Source organism: Paraliobacillus sp. PM-2, assembly GCF_001368815.1.
Classification (GTDB): domain Bacteria; phylum Bacillota; class Bacilli; order Bacillales; family Amphibacillaceae; genus Paraliobacillus.
The window spans coordinates 761,891-778,732 of the sequence record NZ_CTEI01000001.1 but is presented as its reverse complement, the minus strand read 5'-3'; the positions used below and the strand labels follow the sequence as shown (position 1 = coordinate 778,732).

Here is a 16,842-nt window from a genome sequence, read left to right as displayed (position 1 = left end):
TGTTTTATATGATCCTAATTATTAGTAATCGCTGTGTTATGACTACATTTACTTTAGGATTGAGCCACTTTTTCTTTTGCTTTTATTTTTTCATTCATTCGCTTTCGATCACGTTCTAATATTGGTTTTAGATAATTACCCGTATATGACTGTTCTGTTTCGGCTACTTCTTCTGGTGATCCAGCAGCTACAATTTGACCACCACGGTCACCACCTTCAGGACCTAGATCAATAATATAATCGGCCGCTTTAATTACATCTAAATTATGTTCAATGATTAAAACAGAATCACCGTTTTCTACCAAGCGTTGTAAAACTTCTAATAACCGATAAATATCATCAACATGAAGCCCGGTTGTTGGTTCGTCTAGAATATATAATGATTTCCCATTAGATCGGCGATGTAATTCACTAGCTAATTTCACACGTTGTGCCTCACCGCCAGACAATGTTGTTGCTGGTTGACCTAGACGTACATAGCCTAGTCCAACATCATAAACCGTTTGTAGTTTACGTTTGATTTTAGGGATATTCTCAAAAAAATGTAATGCATTTTCAATGGTCATATCAAGGATATCAGCAATATTCTTCCCTTTATATTTCACTTCCAATGTTTCACGGTTATATCTTTTACCATGACACACTTCGCAAGGTACATAAACATCTGGTAAGAAATGCATCTCTATTTTTATAATACCGTCACCTCGACAAGCCTCGCAACGTCCACCTTTTACATTAAAGCTAAATCTACCTTTTTTATAGCCACGTATTTTCGCTTCATTTGTTTGGGCAAATACATCTCGAATATCATCAAAAACCCCTGTGTATGTTGCAGGATTTGACCGAGGCGTTCGTCCTATTGGTGACTGATCGATATCAATTACCTTCTCGAGATATTCGCTACCTTTAATAGTTTTATGCTTACCTGGCTTTTGCTTTGCACGATTTAATGTCATTGCCAAACTTTTCTGTAAAATCTCATTAATTAATGTACTTTTTCCTGATCCTGATACACCTGTTACGGTAGTAAATAAACCAATTGGAATCTTAGCATTAACATTTTTTAAATTATTTTCTTCTGCACCAATTACTTCAATAAATCGACCATCCGGTTTACGACGATTTGTTGGTAACGGAATGAATTTTTTTCCAGAAAGATATTGACCCGTTAAAGACTGCTTCTTTTTCATGACTTGCTTTGGCGTACCACTTGCAACAATAGAGCCTCCATGTTCCCCAGCTCCTGGTCCAATATCAATCAACCAATCCGCTGCAAGCATCGTATCCTCATCATGCTCTACAACAATTAACGTATTACCTAAATCTCGCATTTGTTGTAGCGTTGCAATTAACCGATTATTATCCCGCTGATGCAAGCCAATGGAAGGTTCATCAAGTACATATAGGACCCCTGTTAAGGCCGAACCAATTTGGGTTGCCAGTCGAATACGTTGTGCTTCTCCTCCAGACAAAGTACCCGCTGCACGAGATAACGTAAGGTAATCCAATCCAACGTTCGTCAAAAATGTGAGTCGGTCTTGAATTTCTTTAACAATCATTTTTGCAATTTGCTGTTCCTTTTCACTAAGCTTCAATTGAGAGATGAATTGATTAGCTTCTGTAACAGACTTTTCTGTCACTTGTCCAATATGGTATCCATTAATTTGTACAGCTATCGCCTCTTTCTTCAAACGATAACCTTTACATGTCGGGCAATGTTTTTGTGCCATATATTTTTCCATTTGCTCTCGTATAAAGTCAGATGACGTTTCCCGATAACGACGAGCAATATTAGATAATACCCCTTCAAAAAGAATATCATTCTCTCTTGTCATACCATAATCGTTCTCATATCGAAAATGAATGCGTTCTTTTCCACTTCCATGTAATATTTTCTCTAATTGATCTTTAGGTAATTGACTTACTGGAACTTCCATATCTATTCCGTAATGCTGGCAAACACTTTTCAGCAACTGTGGATAATATTGTGAACTTGTTGGCTCCCAAGCGATAATTGCTCCTTCTTTTAATGACAGTTCTTTATTAGGAATTACTAAGTCTACATCAACTTCTAATTGTGTTCCTAACCCATCACATCGTTCACAAGCTCCAAAAGGACTATTAAAAGAAAACAATCTTGGTTCTAACTCACCAATAGAGAAACCACAAATTGGACATGCGTGATGTTCACTAAACAATAGTTCTTGATCACCAATTACATCAACGATTACTTTACCTTCCCCTAAACGAAGTGCTGTTTCTAATGAATCTGTTAATCGACTAGAAATTCCGTCTTTTACAACAATTCGGTCTACAACTACTTCTATATCATGTTTTTTATTCTTCTCTAATTGAATATCTTCACTAACTTCTCGCATGTCACCGTCAACACGCAGGCGAACAAACCCTTCTTGCTTTAGGTTCTCTAATACTTTTGAATGTTCACCTTTGCGACCACTAATAACAGGTGCTAATATTTGAAGTTTTGTTCGTTCTGGATATTCTAAAATACGATCTACCATTTGCTGTACAGTTTGTGACGTAATTTCGATTCCATGCTTCGGACAAGTAGGGTGGCCTACCCTCGCAAACAACAAACGCATATAATCATAAATTTCTGTAACCGTTCCAACCGTTGACCGTGGATTTTTACTGGTGGTTTTTTGATCGATAGATATAGCTGGTGACAGGCCTTCAATCGCATCAACATCTGGTTTATCCATTTGTCCTAAGAATTGCCGGGCGTAAGCAGAAAGAGATTCAACATATCTTCGTTGCCCTTCAGCATAAATCGTATCAAATGCCAGCGACGATTTCCCTGAGCCCGATAGGCCAGTCAATACGACTAATTTATCTTTCGGGATATCAATGTCGACATTTTTAAGATTATGCGCACGAGCACCTTGAATCGTTATTGCTTTTTTTACCATTTACCGTCATCCTTCCGCTTTTAGTTCCAATACTAAATCACGCAGCTCAGCAGCTTTTTCGAAGTTCAACTCTCGAGCCGCTTGTTTCATTTCTTTTTCCATTTGTTCGATCATCTTATCTTTTTCTTTCTTCGTCATCTTGCTCAGTTTAGGTGTTTCTTCATATGATTCAGTTGTTTCTGCTGCCATTGTTGCTCGAATGACATCACGTACATCCTTCTTAATTGTTGTAGGTGTAATTTGATGTTTCTTGTTGTAAGCTTGTTGTTTTTCACGTCGTCTTTCTGTTTCTTCTATTGCCCGCTGCATCGAATCGGTTATACGATCTGCATACATGAGAACTCGGCCATTTTCATTACGAGCTGCCCGTCCCATTGTTTGAATGAGAGAGCGATCAGAGCGTAGAAATCCTTCTTTATCAGCATCAAGTATCGCTACAAGTGAAACTTCGGGAATATCTAAACCTTCTCTTAATAAGTTAATTCCAATAAGGACATCATATTTCCCTACTCGTAAATCTCGAATAATTTCTATTCGTTCTAATGTTTTAATTTCAGAATGCAGATAAGCAACTTTCATTCCAATCTCTTTTAAGTAATCCGTTAGATCTTCAGACATCTTTTTCGTTAATGTCGTAATTAACACACGTTCATTTCGTTCGATGCGTTTATTGATTTCTCCAATTAAATCATCAATTTGGCCATCAATCGGTCTTACTTCTACTTTTGGATCAAGCAAACCAGTTGGCCTAATAATTTGTTCCGTCATTTGTGGTGTATGTTCTAATTCATACGGTCCTGGTGTAGCTGATACAAATACAAATTGATTCGCCTTTTGCTCAAATTCTTCAAATGTGAGTGGGCGGTTATCAAGTGCTGAAGGTAAACGAAAACCATGATCTACGAGCACCTGCTTACGAGCTTTATCCCCATTAAACATACCACGTACTTGTGGCAGTGTTACATGGGATTCATCAACAACAATTAAAAAATCATCAGGAAAATAATCGATCAGCGTATAAGGGGTTGAACCAGGCTCTCTTAATGTCAAATGTCTGGAATAATTCTCAATGCCTGAACAAAATCCCATTTCAGCCATCATCTCTAAATCATAACGTGTTCGCTGTTCAATTCGTTGCGCTTCTAATAATTTGTCATTTTCATGAAAATATTTCAATTGTTCTTCTAACTCTTTCTCAATATTTTTCATGGCAATTTTTAATTTTTCTTCTCCAGTAACAAAGTGAGAAGCTGGAAATATAGCAATATGTTCTCGCTCGCCAATAATTTCTCCTGTTAAGGCGTCCACTTCACGGATTCGGTCAATTTCGTCTCCAAAAAATTCAACACGGACACAGTGTTCTTCTCTAGATGCCGGGATGATTTCAACAGAATCGCCTCGAACACGGAACGTACCTCGTTGAAAATCTATATCATTTCGAGCATACTGAATATCCACTAATTCGCGTAATAACGCGTCCCGATCTTTTTCCATTCCGACACGAACAGATAATACTTGATTACGGTATTCCTCTGGCGAACCTAAACCATATATACAGGACACACTCGCAACAATAAGGACATCATTTCTTTCAAACAAGGAAGAGGTAGCTGAGTGTCGTAATTTATCTATTTCATCATTAATACTTGCATCTTTTTCAATAAATGTATCTGTAGAGGGAACATAAGCTTCTGGCTGATAATAGTCATAATAACTAACAAAATACTCTACAGCATTATTAGGAAAAAATTCTTTGAATTCACTATATAGTTGTCCTGCTAGTGTTTTATTGTGTGCAATAACTAATGTTGGCTTGTTTACTTCTTTTATTACATTGGACATGGTAAATGTCTTACCTGTACCGGTTGCCCCAAGCAGTGTTTGGGCTCGTCTACCTGATGTAATGCCATTAACTAACTCTTTTATCGCTTGTGGTTGGTCCCCTTGAGGACTATATTTAGAAACTAAGTCAAAGGTTTCAGCCATGATCGATCCTCCGTTCTTCTTTCACCTAATCTAGTTTACCACATTATACTACAAATCAAACAAAAAGCGAACAGATATTCGTTTTTGTTTAACATACATAAAAAGGCCTAGGAATTAATTTCCCAAGCCTTTCTAAGGTTGCGCAGTTTTTAGTAAGATTGATCGTATTGATTTACTTCAAATAAATCAATCAACTTGATATCTTTGTGTTTATCTTGGAACCAGCGTAGCGCAAAATCATTTTTAAATAATACTAAAAATGAACCTTCCCGATCTTTAACTAGTAAATTTCGCTCATCAAACAAAGTGGTGTCTATTTTTTCTTCATCTAACCACCTAGGAATACGCTCTCCCATAGATTCTAAAACTACTTCAACATTGTATTCATTTTTCATTCGATGTTCAAAGACTTGATATTGCAATTCTCCAACTGCTCCAATGATATAACTTTCCATCGGATAACCAGTAAATAGTTGGATTGCACCCTCTTGAACTAATTGTTCTATTCCTTTTTTGAACTGTTTTGACTTCATTACATTTTTTGCAGTTACCTTTTTAAATAATTCAGGCGGAAACTGTGGAAGTTCATCATAAGCAAACATTTCTTTTCCTTGAATTAAGGTATCACCAATACGATAAGCATTTGGATCATATATACCGATGATATCGCCAGGGTACGCTTCCTCGATTGTACCTCGTGAAGAAGCAACAAATTGTTGTGTTTGTGAAAGCTTAATCGTTTTCCCTGTGCGTTCTAATGTTACACTCATGCCACGTTCAAATTTTCCAGAACAAACACGTAAAAAAGCCACTCGATCTCGGTGTGCTGGATTCATATTTGCTTGTATTTTAAAAATAAAACCAGAAAACTCCTCTTTGTCCGGCTGAATTAAACCTGATGTGGATTTACGTGGATTGGGGCTTGGTGCCATATCAATAAACGTATCAAAAAATGTTTGCACACCAAATGGCGCTAACGCACTCCCAAAAAACACTGGCGTCTGCTCTCCACGTAATACAGCTTCCAATGAAAACATATCTCCTGCTTCATCTAATAATTCAAGCTCTTCTTCTGTTTCTTTAAATGTTGGATTTTGTACAAGCGATTCATGAGCTGCATCTCCCAACTGATCGTATGGAATAAAGGTTTCTTCTTCATTTCCATTAAACTGGACAAATTGTTCATGGTGTCGATCGAAGATACCTAAAAAACGTTTACCCATACCGACTGGCCAGTTCATTGGATAAGTTTCAATATTCAAAACTTCTTCAATTTGTTCCAATAATGCTAATGGTTCACGACCTTCACGATCCATTTTATTAATGAAAGTAAAGATTGGAATGCCACGCATTTTACATACTTTAAACAATTTAATCGTCTGTGCTTCAATTCCCTTGGTTGCATCAATAATCATCACAACACTATCAACAGCAGTTAACGTACGATAGGTATCTTCACTAAAGTCTTCGTGGCCTGGAGTATCTAAAATATTTACTTTATAATCTTTATATGGAAAGTTCATCACACTAGATGTAACAGAGATACCACGTTGCTTCTCAATTTCCATCCAGTCTGATGTAGCAAACTTACCTGATTTTTTTCCTTTAACCGTTCCTGCTGATCGGATCAAATTACCAAATAACAGTAGTTTTTCTGTTAATGTCGTTTTCCCTGCATCTGGGTGTGAAATAATTGCAAATGTTTTTCTTTTATTTACTTCTTCTGAAATAGTCATTAGATAAATCCCTTCTTTTTAAAAAGTTTAATTTATTAATCGTTATAAGGGATCACTCACATTGGCATAAAGCTCCTTTATCACATTTCATTTAAAATTTCGATATATACGATAGTAAAAATAGCATGATTATTCGTATAAAGTCAACTAGTCTTCACCTAACCTTTGGACTATTTACCTACACCTGTAGATTAAAAAACAACACAATGTATCGTTTCTAAAATACATTTTTTTGGTATAATGGAAGGATATCATTATTTTATTAGCACAAGGTGAGGAATGACATATGCGAACCTTTTATTTAGATAAACAAGATATTATAAAAATTACCGGACAACGGTTTTACAAAAGAGGATACGATTATTTTAAAAAAGGAAAAGTAATTGGTTTAACCTACAATCAAACCATTGATACATGGACTGCTCAAGTACGTGGCGCAAGTAATTATACCGTACGGATTTTTTTCTTTGAGAATGATGAATTAGAAGGAAAATGTAATTGCCCAGCATATCATACACATTTTACCTGTAAGCACATTGCAGCTGTTTTACTAGCAATTGGACAACGTGGAAATCAACATGTACCAGAAACACCTCAGCATAATCAAATAAATATAGAAAAACAAGCTACCAGTGATCCATTTACACTGCGATTACTTCATACATTTAATCAAACAAGGAAAACACACGCTCTAGAGCGAGAAGCATTACAGATTGAATATACCGTGAGTCAAAATAAACACTCAGCGAATAAATCGGATTTTTTAGAAATAGAATTGCGAGTTGGTACAACAAAAACGTATATTATTAAAGATATTCGTACTTTTTTAATCCATGTAAAAAATGAACAACCCTATCCAATCACTAATAATTTCACATACGAACCGATAACACATTATTTTGATCAACAAGATTTAAATATTTTACAGCAATTAACCGTTTGTTATCAGAACGAAAGCCTATTTGAGATGGACTACCCAATGACAGACAAACGTACAATTAAACTAGCACCCAATCTTGCATTAGATCTACTAAAAAAGATAAGTGAACGTCATCATGTTTTCATGACAGCATCAAAGCAAAAGGTAAATCATTATGATGTCAATGAGCACTTACCACCGCTTCATTTTCCCATTGATATGGAGGGGAAAACTAGTTTTTTAATAAATATGAAATCACTGTTTCAATATACGTATTTCGAACAATATGGTCTACTGTTTAAAGACAACTGCTTTTATCCATTAACCGTAGAACAACAGCAAATTATTGATCAAATTTTTGCGTTATTACCTTATCGAACACAACATGTACATCGGATTGCACAAGAACATATGGAAGCCTTTGTATCTCATGTGTTACCACAGTTATCTGAGATAGGTACGATTGATTATACAAATAAGACAACGGAAGTATTAGAGGAACACCCGCTTGACACAGTAATTTATTTAGATGAAGCAAACGATGTATTAGTTGCTACTGTTGTTTTTCATTATGGTGAACATAAATTATATCCTTACGAAAATTACGAAAGACTTGATGTAATTATCAAACGTGATGTTGAAAAAGAACAACACATTTTACGGTTCTTAGAACATGCAGGTTTTTATTTTCTAAATGGTAGATTTCAACTTTTTAATAATGAAAGTATGTACCGCTTCTTACATGAAAAAATACCAGAATTACAAGAAATTGCAACCATTTATTTTACTCATGCAGGTAAAGCATTATACAGTGAAAAAGAACCAGATCTGACAACAAGCATTGGATTAAATAAACGTCTAGGCATGCTGGATGTTTCGTTTGATATAGAAGGCATTTCTGATGACGATATTCAACTATTATTAGAAGCAGTTGTAGAAAAGAAACGTTATGTTAGGCTATCGGATGGACCACTGGTTTCTTTAGAAAAAGAGTCGTTTGTCTCTTTTCAAAAATTTGTAGAACAATTGCAACTTTCAAAACAAGATGTTCTAGATGGTCATGTACAAGTATCAGCAGCAAAAAGCTTTCAATTGGAGGAAGTTTTTAACGAACAATTAGTGCATTACGATGAAACATTCACACAATTGATTGAAGCATTAAAACAACCTGAACAACTGAAATTCACATTACCAGACGCATTGAAAGCTGAATTACGAGACTATCAGCACGTGGGTTTTCAATGGTTTAAAACACTATCTTTTTATCAACTTGGTGGGATTTTAGCAGATGATATGGGACTTGGTAAGACTGTACAAACGATTAGTTATCTATTAAGTGAAAAAGAAGAAAAGATAGAAAATTACCAAGCGTTAGTGATTGCACCAGCTTCACTTGTGTATAATTGGAAAAAAGAAATAGATAAATTCGCACCAACACTTCGATCTAAAATTGTGATTGGTTCCAAACAACAACGAAAAAAGCTGATGGCAGAACAAGATGATACTGACATTTTGATAACCTCTTATCCATTGATTCGAAAAGATATCGAATTATATGAACATGTTACATTTGATGCGCTCATTTTAGATGAAGCGCAAGCAATTAAAAACCATTTAACCTTAACAGCAAAGGCAGTTCGGGCAATTAAAGCTAAAAATAGATTTGCCTTAAGTGGCACACCCATTGAAAATGCATTGGATGAATTATGGTCAATTTTTGAAGCACTAACACCTGGTTTCCTTGGATCCAAAAAACAATTTTTACAGTTAGATGCAGATTATATCGCAACAATTACTAGACCGTTCATTTTACGCCGATTAAAGGAAGATGTATTAAATGAATTACCAGAAAAAATAGAGACAGAACAGTATGCGGAATTAACTAAATTACAAAAGCAGGTTTATTTGGCCTATATTGAGAAGATGCATACACAACTATCTGAGACAATTGCAACAAAGGGCTTTGAGAAAGGAAAATTAGAGATATTAGCTGGACTTACCCGTTTACGACAAATTTGTTGTCACCCTAGTCTATTTTTAGATAACTATCATGGTAAGTCAGGTAAGTTAGAACATTTAAGAGAATTAGTAACTGATTTAAGGGCTTCTGGAAAACGTCTGCTAATTTTCTCGCAATTTTCAAGCATGTTACAAATAATTGCTACAACAATAGAGCAAGAAGGGTATAACTTCTTTTACTTAGATGGAAGCACCCCGGCAGAAGAACGCGTCAATATGGCAGATGCCTTTAATGAAGGTGATAAAGATGTATTCTTAATTTCATTAAAAGCGGGAGGAACTGGATTAAATTTAACTGGTGCTGATACCGTTATTCTGTTTGATTTGTGGTGGAATCCTGCGATTGAAGCCCAGGCAGCAGGTAGGGCGCATCGTATTGGTCAAAAAAACGTTGTCCAAGTGATCCGATTGATTACTGAAGGAACAATCGAAGAAAAAATTTACCAATTACAAAAAGAAAAACGAGCGTTGGTTGATCAAATTATTCAACCAGGTGAAACAATGCTATCAAAGCTAACTGAATCAGAACTACGCCAATTACTAAGCTTTGAAAGATAATAAAAAGGTGTCGATAATTTCGGCACCTTTTTAGTTATTCATAAAAGAAGCTATCAGTTGTATGTAACATAAACGAAGATATAAGTCTCGTATTAGACTTCTACTCCGAAAAAACACTTCTTTCACTGTCCAATTATCATTTGGATATGTTTAGGTAAGACCTTTATCGTTGATGGTGTGTCACTTTTTCTTTCACCATCACAGTCAATTTTTTGATTTGGTGTTGTTTGTATTTTTATTCTATTTTCTTGTAAAGGGATAATTTCTTCCATATTCTGATTTTGTATTCCTACTTTTGATTGCAACATAGATAAAAATGCTTGTACTGATGCCTCCTTAATAATTAAAACATCAAATAGGCCATCTTGAATGTCACCTTGTGGGAAAAGGGCCCGAATACCACCAATATACGTCCCATTACCAACAATAATCATAACCGCGTCGTCTTCTATTGTTTCCTTTTCCGTCTCTATTTTAAATTGAAACCCATTCACTTTATTCATTGACTGAATGGTCTTTAAATAATATGCTAACCTGCCAATGTTTTGTTTTGAATTAGAATCAACTGTTTCTGATACTTGTGTAATTAGTCCAATCCCCCAAAAATTCAAAAAATAATGCTGATCACTCTGTCCTATATCAATCCACTTTGTTTGTTTAGCAGTAATTTGCTCTGTTGCTCTTATCGGTTGTTGCAACATCCCAATTTCTCTAGAGAAATCGTTACTTGTACCACCAGGAATAATTGCAAATGCTGGTCTTACTGGTAGTGGGGCTAATGCATTAATAAGCTCATGTACGGTTCCATCTCCTCCAGCAGCAATTACTAGATCAACATGACTACCTAGTTTTTTAACTACATTCGCTCCATGACCTGGCTGGTTTGTTTTATATATCACAACATCCGAAAAGTCTGTTTCTAATATTTCTTTTATTTGATCCTCTAACTTACCTAACACGCCATTTCCTGCTGCAGGATTAAAAATGACAGCAACACGTTTCATTGACTCTACCTCATTTCCATTATTGTTAATATGTATAAAAGGAACAGATACCTAGATTATTGCAATGTCACGCTTACATTGTGTTATGTGTCATTCCCTTATTCATTATTTAATAAACCATTCGGTTATTTCCCAGGAAATATAAACAAAGATGATAAATTTGTTGTATTTAGTTTCAGATCTTATGTTAGATGAAATAAAATGCGGTAATTACTTTTTAAAATGCCACTTAAATTGTACATGTCAGCTATTTAGCATGTAACTATAAAAGCCCATACAAAAAAGCGCCTATCACTATAGGGAAAATCCTTTAGTGATAGACACCATAAATCAGATCATTTTACTTAGTTGCACAGGTGAATGCGCTCTCTTTGAAAAAGCACAGAATGTTACTGAGAAATGAAAGTCTTCATTTTTTAATTTATATTGTTCAAGTACGCCAGGCCCACAACTTGCTGATCCTAATCCTTGTTGTTTAAAATCAACATTAAAGGTAATAAAATTGTCCTTCATTAAATCATACGTGTGATTTGCCTTTTCTATTGTGTCAGTTGAATAATAACTCGCACTAAAATCAAAATTTGGATCACCTACAGTTAGTAATCCCACTCCTGAAAGGTTAGTTAAGGATGTCCATCTCACTTGATGTCGATTTCCATTTTCTTGAGGAACGACATAAGGAGTATAGAGTTCATCTACCGTCTTTGACCATATGCCAAATCGACTTGCTTGTTTGCTATCAACATATGACTCACCGGGGCCTCTACCATACCACTCTACTTGATTCAATTGCGATTTCACTTTCATTTGTAGACCGACTTTTGGTAATGTACCTACTACGTTCCCTTGTTTTTTTCCGTCTACCTTTAACTGCATTGAGCCACTTTTCGAGATAGTATAAATGATAGTCGTTTCAAATCCCCAACCAAGTACAGGTGGAGCGATACGAGACTGTACGCGAACCTCTACTTTGTCTCTGATTGGCGACACTTCAAACGTAACGGATTTAACACGTTTTTGCATGTTGTCAAGACCATGTTGTCTCCACTCTTGTTCTTCTTTCTTTACATTAAATTCTTCTTCTATACCTAGCTTATCATTATCAGTTGGCGCTCTCCAAATATTCAATTTGGGGCCTTGTTCAATCAATTCAATCCCCTGGTGCATCCATGACTCCAGTTCACCATATGTTCGGTTGAAGATAAATTCAAAACAATCACCATGAATTACAAGCTTTTTATCCGTCTCATATACAGACAATGGTAAATACTCTTTTCTATCATATACTTCTTCTGAACCTTCGATTATTGGTAACTTAAACTGTGCCCAAGCTACCTCATGATTTGGTTTTGACCACTTTGTTTCAAACGCCTGATTGAATTGGAGATTTATCCAGTAATCTGTATTCGCTTTTTGCAAATTCGGCAAGGTAAATGGAATAGTGATTTCTTTAGCCTCTTTTGCGTTAATAGTAGGCATCTCTACCAACCCACTATCTATCACCTTTCCATCTGAAACAAGTGACCATGATAGCTGTAAATGATCTAACGTACTAAAACTATACATATTATGAATGCGGACAGTGCCTGTTTCTAAATCAACAGGTTCAACCTTGACTGGTTCAATCACTTTTTTATACTCGAGCAATGCTGGTGATGGTGTACGGTCTGGCATTACAAGCCCATCAATTACAAAATTCCCATCGTGAGGCCTCTCATCGAAATTTCCGCCATAAGCAAAGTATTCCTCACCAGATTCTGTGTACTGACGAATTCCGTGGTCTAGCCATTCCCATACAAATCCACCTTGAAGACGTTCATACTTATAGAATAAATCCATGTACTCTTTAAAACCGCCAGGACCATTTCCCATCGCATGAGCAAATTCACATAAAATATGAGGTTGAGCTAAATCCGTCCGATTACCTAATTGTTCCATTAATGCATGAGGTGTATACATTGTTGAGAACATATCAGCAGCTTCATGCATTCGTGTTGGATTATTATTGTCCTGTGTCATAATGGAACGTGTTTCCCCTTCATAGTGAACAAGTCTGGTCGGATCTTTTTGCTTTGCCCATTCCGCCATTTTGATGTGATTTTTTCCAAAACCTGATTCATTTCCTAATGACCAAATCAGAATAGAAGGGTGATTCTTATCTCTCTCCACCATTCTTCTCATTCTATCTAGGTACGCTTCTTCCCACTCGGGATCATCACTTAGTTGATTCGGTTTTCCAATTAGCTCAAACCCATGACATTCTAAGTCTGCTTCATCGATTACATATAAGCCGTATTCATCACACAAATCGTAGAAAACTGGATCATTTGGATAATGAGCTGACCGTACTGCATTAATATTATGTTGCTTCATTAGCTCAATATCTTTTATCATCCAATCTAGCGGAACTGCCCGACCTAAGTCTGGATGATGATCATGACGATTAACACCCTTAAATAGGATTGGTACACCGTTTACTTGTATTAATCCATCTTTTAGTTCTACCTGCCTAAAACCAACTTTTGATGGAATAACCTCAATAATATTACCTTCGTTATCTTTTAACGTCATTATTAAATAGTATAAATAGGGGGTTTCTGCAGTCCACTTATTTGGATTGTTTACTGGAATATCAATAGTTAACTCCGCTTCTTTTGACTCACTAAATTGCAAATTCACCGTTCGCTTAGCTTCTTCAAGTTCATTATAGTTCGCATCTAACAATTGGGTATCCAGATAATAGGTATGATCACCATCCTCATGTGCTTGGACTACTGTTGTTATTTGTAATTCAGCATGTTTATATGCTTCATCTAAATTTGTTGTTACAAAGTAGTCTTGCGTATGTATGTTTGATTTGGAATGTATGTAGACATCTCTAAAAATACCACTTAACCACCACATATCCTGATCTTCTATATAACTACCATCTGACCATTGATAGACTTGAACAGCAATAGTGTTTGTTCCTTCTTGAATAAAAGAAGTTATATCGAATTCAGCAGTCATACGGCTAGCTTGGCTGTAACCAACAAAATGTCCATTTATCCATACATAAAAGGCACTATCTACCCCTTCAAAACAGAGAAAGGCAAGCGCTTGTTTCATCTCTTGCGTTACATAAAAATCTCGTCTATAGGATCCTGTTGGATTCTCTGTTGGAACAAAAGGTGGATCTACCGGGAATGGATACTGAACATTCGTATAATGCGGTCTTCCGTAACCATGCATTTGCCAGCTCGATGGAACCTGTATGTCATTCCAATTACTTACATCATACTCTTTTTTATAAAATATATCAGGTGCTTGTTCGGGACTCTCTGCATAATGAAACTTCCATTTCCCATTTAATAGCGTAAAACCTTTCGCAAGTCCCCTATCAAAGTTAAGCGCATCTTCCACATTCTGATACGAAAAAAAATGCGCACGGTCTTTCATTCTATTTTTTTGAAGTACCTTATGATTCGCATAATCTTTAACCATATTCATTTAACCTCCAAAAATATATTTTTTCATCATTAATCCAATGTATAGCAAGGGGATTCCTCAATGGAATCCCCTTTGTCATTTAGATTCAATTTAATTACTTCTATTCCATATTCACTTTTAATATTCGCGTTTCAAATGGCTTAAAACAAATCTCGCCCACAATCTCTTCGTCTGTTTCTGCATCAGTTAGTGGCATGGTAAGATATCCACTCTTTCTTTCATTACTGAAATTTTGTAAGAAATAGAACACAGTACGCTCATTTTTTCGGTGTCTAATGCGAATAAAATGTCCGTCATTCATCACTAGTTCTGGAAGATCACTTTTTATTTGTAAATCTTTCACTACTTCCTTGTAGAAGTGTTCATGGAATGTTCGATCCGTTCGACCAGAGAGGTAAAAAGCTGCCCCTGTACCATACTGATTTTTTGTTATGACAGGTGTTCTTTCTTCCTCATACATCGCCAACACGTCGGCTGTTTCTGGATGAATTGTCTCTATATAATCATGTACCTTAAACGGAACATCTTTATACTTAAATACCGACTCTTCCGTTGGATAAAGCGTATCTATTTCTTCTGCCCATATACCTAGCAAAGAACGTAGCGGTCCAGGAAATCCGCCTAAATAGGTCAAATCGTTCTCATTAACACGTCCCGAAAAGTAAGTCGTGACGAGTGTTCCACCATGTTCCACAAATGTTTCTAGTTTCTTCGCATGTTCTTCTGTAATCTTATACAGCATAGGCGCAACAATTAACTTATATTGCTTTAAATCATGGTTCAAAGAGATTACATCTGTCGGAATATTCCTCTTCCAGAAAGCTTCATAGTGAGCCATGACGGTTTCTGGATATTTTTTCGTCTCATTTGCTAAAGCTTGTGCATCTTCTATTAGCCAATCATTTTCAACATCATAGACAATTGCTACTTCTGTATTTGTCCTAGCTCCTGGCACCTCTGATAAATTATTTAATCTGCCACCAAGTGCAGCAACTTCTTGAAAAACCCTTGTTTGATCTGTTCCGGTATGGTCAACCACAGCTCCATGAAATTTTTCTGATGAACCTCTTGATTGCCTCCATTGAAAATACAAGATTGAATCAGAACCATCTGCAACATTTTGCAAAGCGGATAGCTCGTGCACATTTTTCTTTTTCATCTTATTATAAGGAACCCAATTCACTAGACTTGGGGTCATTTCCATTATCATAAATGATTGACCGTTTTTTAATGAACGAAAATAATCATTTTCAAAACTCACACGTGATGCCAGCTCATCCATTGTAAACGCTGGATGATGCCAGCAGGGGTATGAATCCCAGCTGATGACATCAACATGTTTTGCGAATTTGTCATAATCTAATGCATGGAATGGAAGCATTTCAGGATTACGACTCATAAAGTTGGTTGTAATCGGAATATCAGGTGTCAATTCCCGAAAAGGTACGGTTTCATTTTCATAAAAAGAAATCGTTTGGTCTGTCACAAACCGTTTCCAATCTATGTTCATTCCGTGCACCATGTGCTCCCCTATTGGAGAGGGAGATTCAATTTCAGACCAATCTGAATACTGATGACTCCAGAAGTTCGTCCACCAAGCATGGTTCAATTCTTCGAGTGTTTGATACTTTTTTTGTAACCACGACCGAAATGCTTCTTGACACAGATCACAATGACACTCACCACTATATTCATTTGAAATATGCCACATAATTACAGTCGGATTATCTTTATATCTATTCGCTAGCAAACGATTAAATTCCTGCGTTTTTTCACGATAAACCGGAGAAGTAAAGCAGTGGTTATGACGCAAACCATGTAATTGCTTCTGTCGATGGGCATCTGTACGCAAAACTTCCGGATACTTTCTAGATAACCAGGCAGGTCGTGCACCACTGGGAGTTGCTAAAATAACAGAACCCTCCATATCACCAATGCGTTTAATAATAGAATCAAGCCATTCCAAATGATAGACACCTTCTTCAGGCTCTAGCTGACTCCAACTAAACATGCCGATCGTGAATGTTTGGCAATTTGCCTTCTGCATTAAATCAAAATCTTCATTTATAATCTCAGGATAACGAAGCCATTGATCAGGATTATAATCTCCACCATGTAATATTCCCTTCGCACTTTTATGATAGATAGGTTTATAATTCTTCAAATGATACTCTCCTTTTCTAGTAACCATACTACCTAAC

General features: G+C 36.2%; 7 protein-coding genes. 1 reads left to right on the top strand and 6 read right to left on the bottom strand.

The annotated features are described in order from the left end of the window. Nucleotides 1-53: 53 nt before the first annotated feature. From uvrA to BN1058_RS03445, 3 genes are all read right to left on the bottom strand, one after another. Complete coding sequence (gene uvrA, locus BN1058_RS03455; protein ID WP_090852905.1) at nucleotides 54-2,930, bottom strand: excinuclease ABC subunit UvrA; 2,877 nt, start codon at nucleotides 2,928-2,930, stop codon at nucleotides 54-56. A 6-nt stretch (nucleotides 2,931-2,936) separates the two neighbouring features. Next, a complete protein-coding gene (gene uvrB, locus BN1058_RS03450) occupies nucleotides 2,937-4,916 on the bottom strand; it encodes an excinuclease ABC subunit UvrB (protein ID WP_090852902.1) in 1,980 nt (659 codons plus the stop codon). Between the two features lie 149 nt (nucleotides 4,917-5,065). Then, on the bottom strand, nucleotides 5,066-6,652 hold the full coding sequence (locus tag BN1058_RS03445) for a peptide chain release factor 3 (protein WP_090852899.1): 1,587 nt from the start codon (nucleotides 6,650-6,652) through the stop codon (nucleotides 5,066-5,068). Between the two features lie 286 nt (nucleotides 6,653-6,938). Between BN1058_RS03445 and BN1058_RS03440 the strand changes: the two genes are divergently transcribed. Next, nucleotides 6,939-10,148 carry a DEAD/DEAH box helicase gene (locus tag BN1058_RS03440; protein ID WP_090852896.1) on the top strand — a complete coding sequence of 1,070 codons (3,210 nt, stop codon included), beginning with the start codon at nucleotides 6,939-6,941 and terminating at the stop codon, nucleotides 10,146-10,148. Between the two features lie 122 nt (nucleotides 10,149-10,270). Here BN1058_RS03440 and BN1058_RS03435 read toward each other — a convergent pair whose 3' ends face one another. The 3 genes from BN1058_RS03435 to BN1058_RS03425 form a co-directional block, all read right to left on the bottom strand. After that, nucleotides 10,271-11,152 carry a diacylglycerol/lipid kinase family protein gene (locus BN1058_RS03435; RefSeq protein WP_090852893.1) on the bottom strand — a complete coding sequence of 294 codons (882 nt, stop codon included), beginning with the start codon at nucleotides 11,150-11,152 and terminating at the stop codon, nucleotides 10,271-10,273. A 330-nt stretch (nucleotides 11,153-11,482) separates the two neighbouring features. Then, nucleotides 11,483-14,635 carry a beta-galactosidase, LacZ type gene (locus BN1058_RS03430; RefSeq protein ID WP_369688241.1) on the bottom strand — a complete coding sequence of 1,051 codons (3,153 nt, stop codon included), beginning with the start codon at nucleotides 14,633-14,635 and terminating at the stop codon, nucleotides 11,483-11,485. Nucleotides 14,636-14,741: 106 nt separating this feature from the next. Continuing rightward, entirely contained in the window at nucleotides 14,742-16,805 is a 2,064-nt protein-coding gene (locus tag BN1058_RS03425; RefSeq protein WP_255306973.1) for a beta-galactosidase, read from the bottom strand. Nucleotides 16,806-16,842 lie beyond the last annotated feature (37 nt).

What these genes read in the sequence shown, in the direction of transcription:
- uvrA (WP_090852905.1), bottom strand. Translation starts at nt 2,930, where the DNA reads ATGGTAAAAAAAGCAATAACGATTCAAGGTGCTCGTGCGCATAATCTT.
- uvrB (WP_090852902.1), bottom strand. Translation starts at nt 4,916, where the DNA reads ATGGCTGAAACCTTTGACTTAGTTTCTAAATATAGTCCTCAAGGGGAC.
- BN1058_RS03445 (WP_090852899.1), bottom strand. Translation starts at nt 6,652, where the DNA reads ATGACTATTTCAGAAGAAGTAAATAAAAGAAAAACATTTGCAATTATT.
- BN1058_RS03440 (WP_090852896.1), top strand. Translation starts at nt 6,939, where the DNA reads ATGCGAACCTTTTATTTAGATAAACAAGATATTATAAAAATTACCGGA.
- BN1058_RS03435 (WP_090852893.1), bottom strand. Translation starts at nt 11,152, where the DNA reads ATGAAACGTGTTGCTGTCATTTTTAATCCTGCAGCAGGAAATGGCGTG.
- BN1058_RS03430 (WP_369688241.1), bottom strand. Translation starts at nt 14,635, where the DNA reads ATGGTTAAAGATTATGCGAATCATAAGGTACTTCAAAAAAATAGAATG.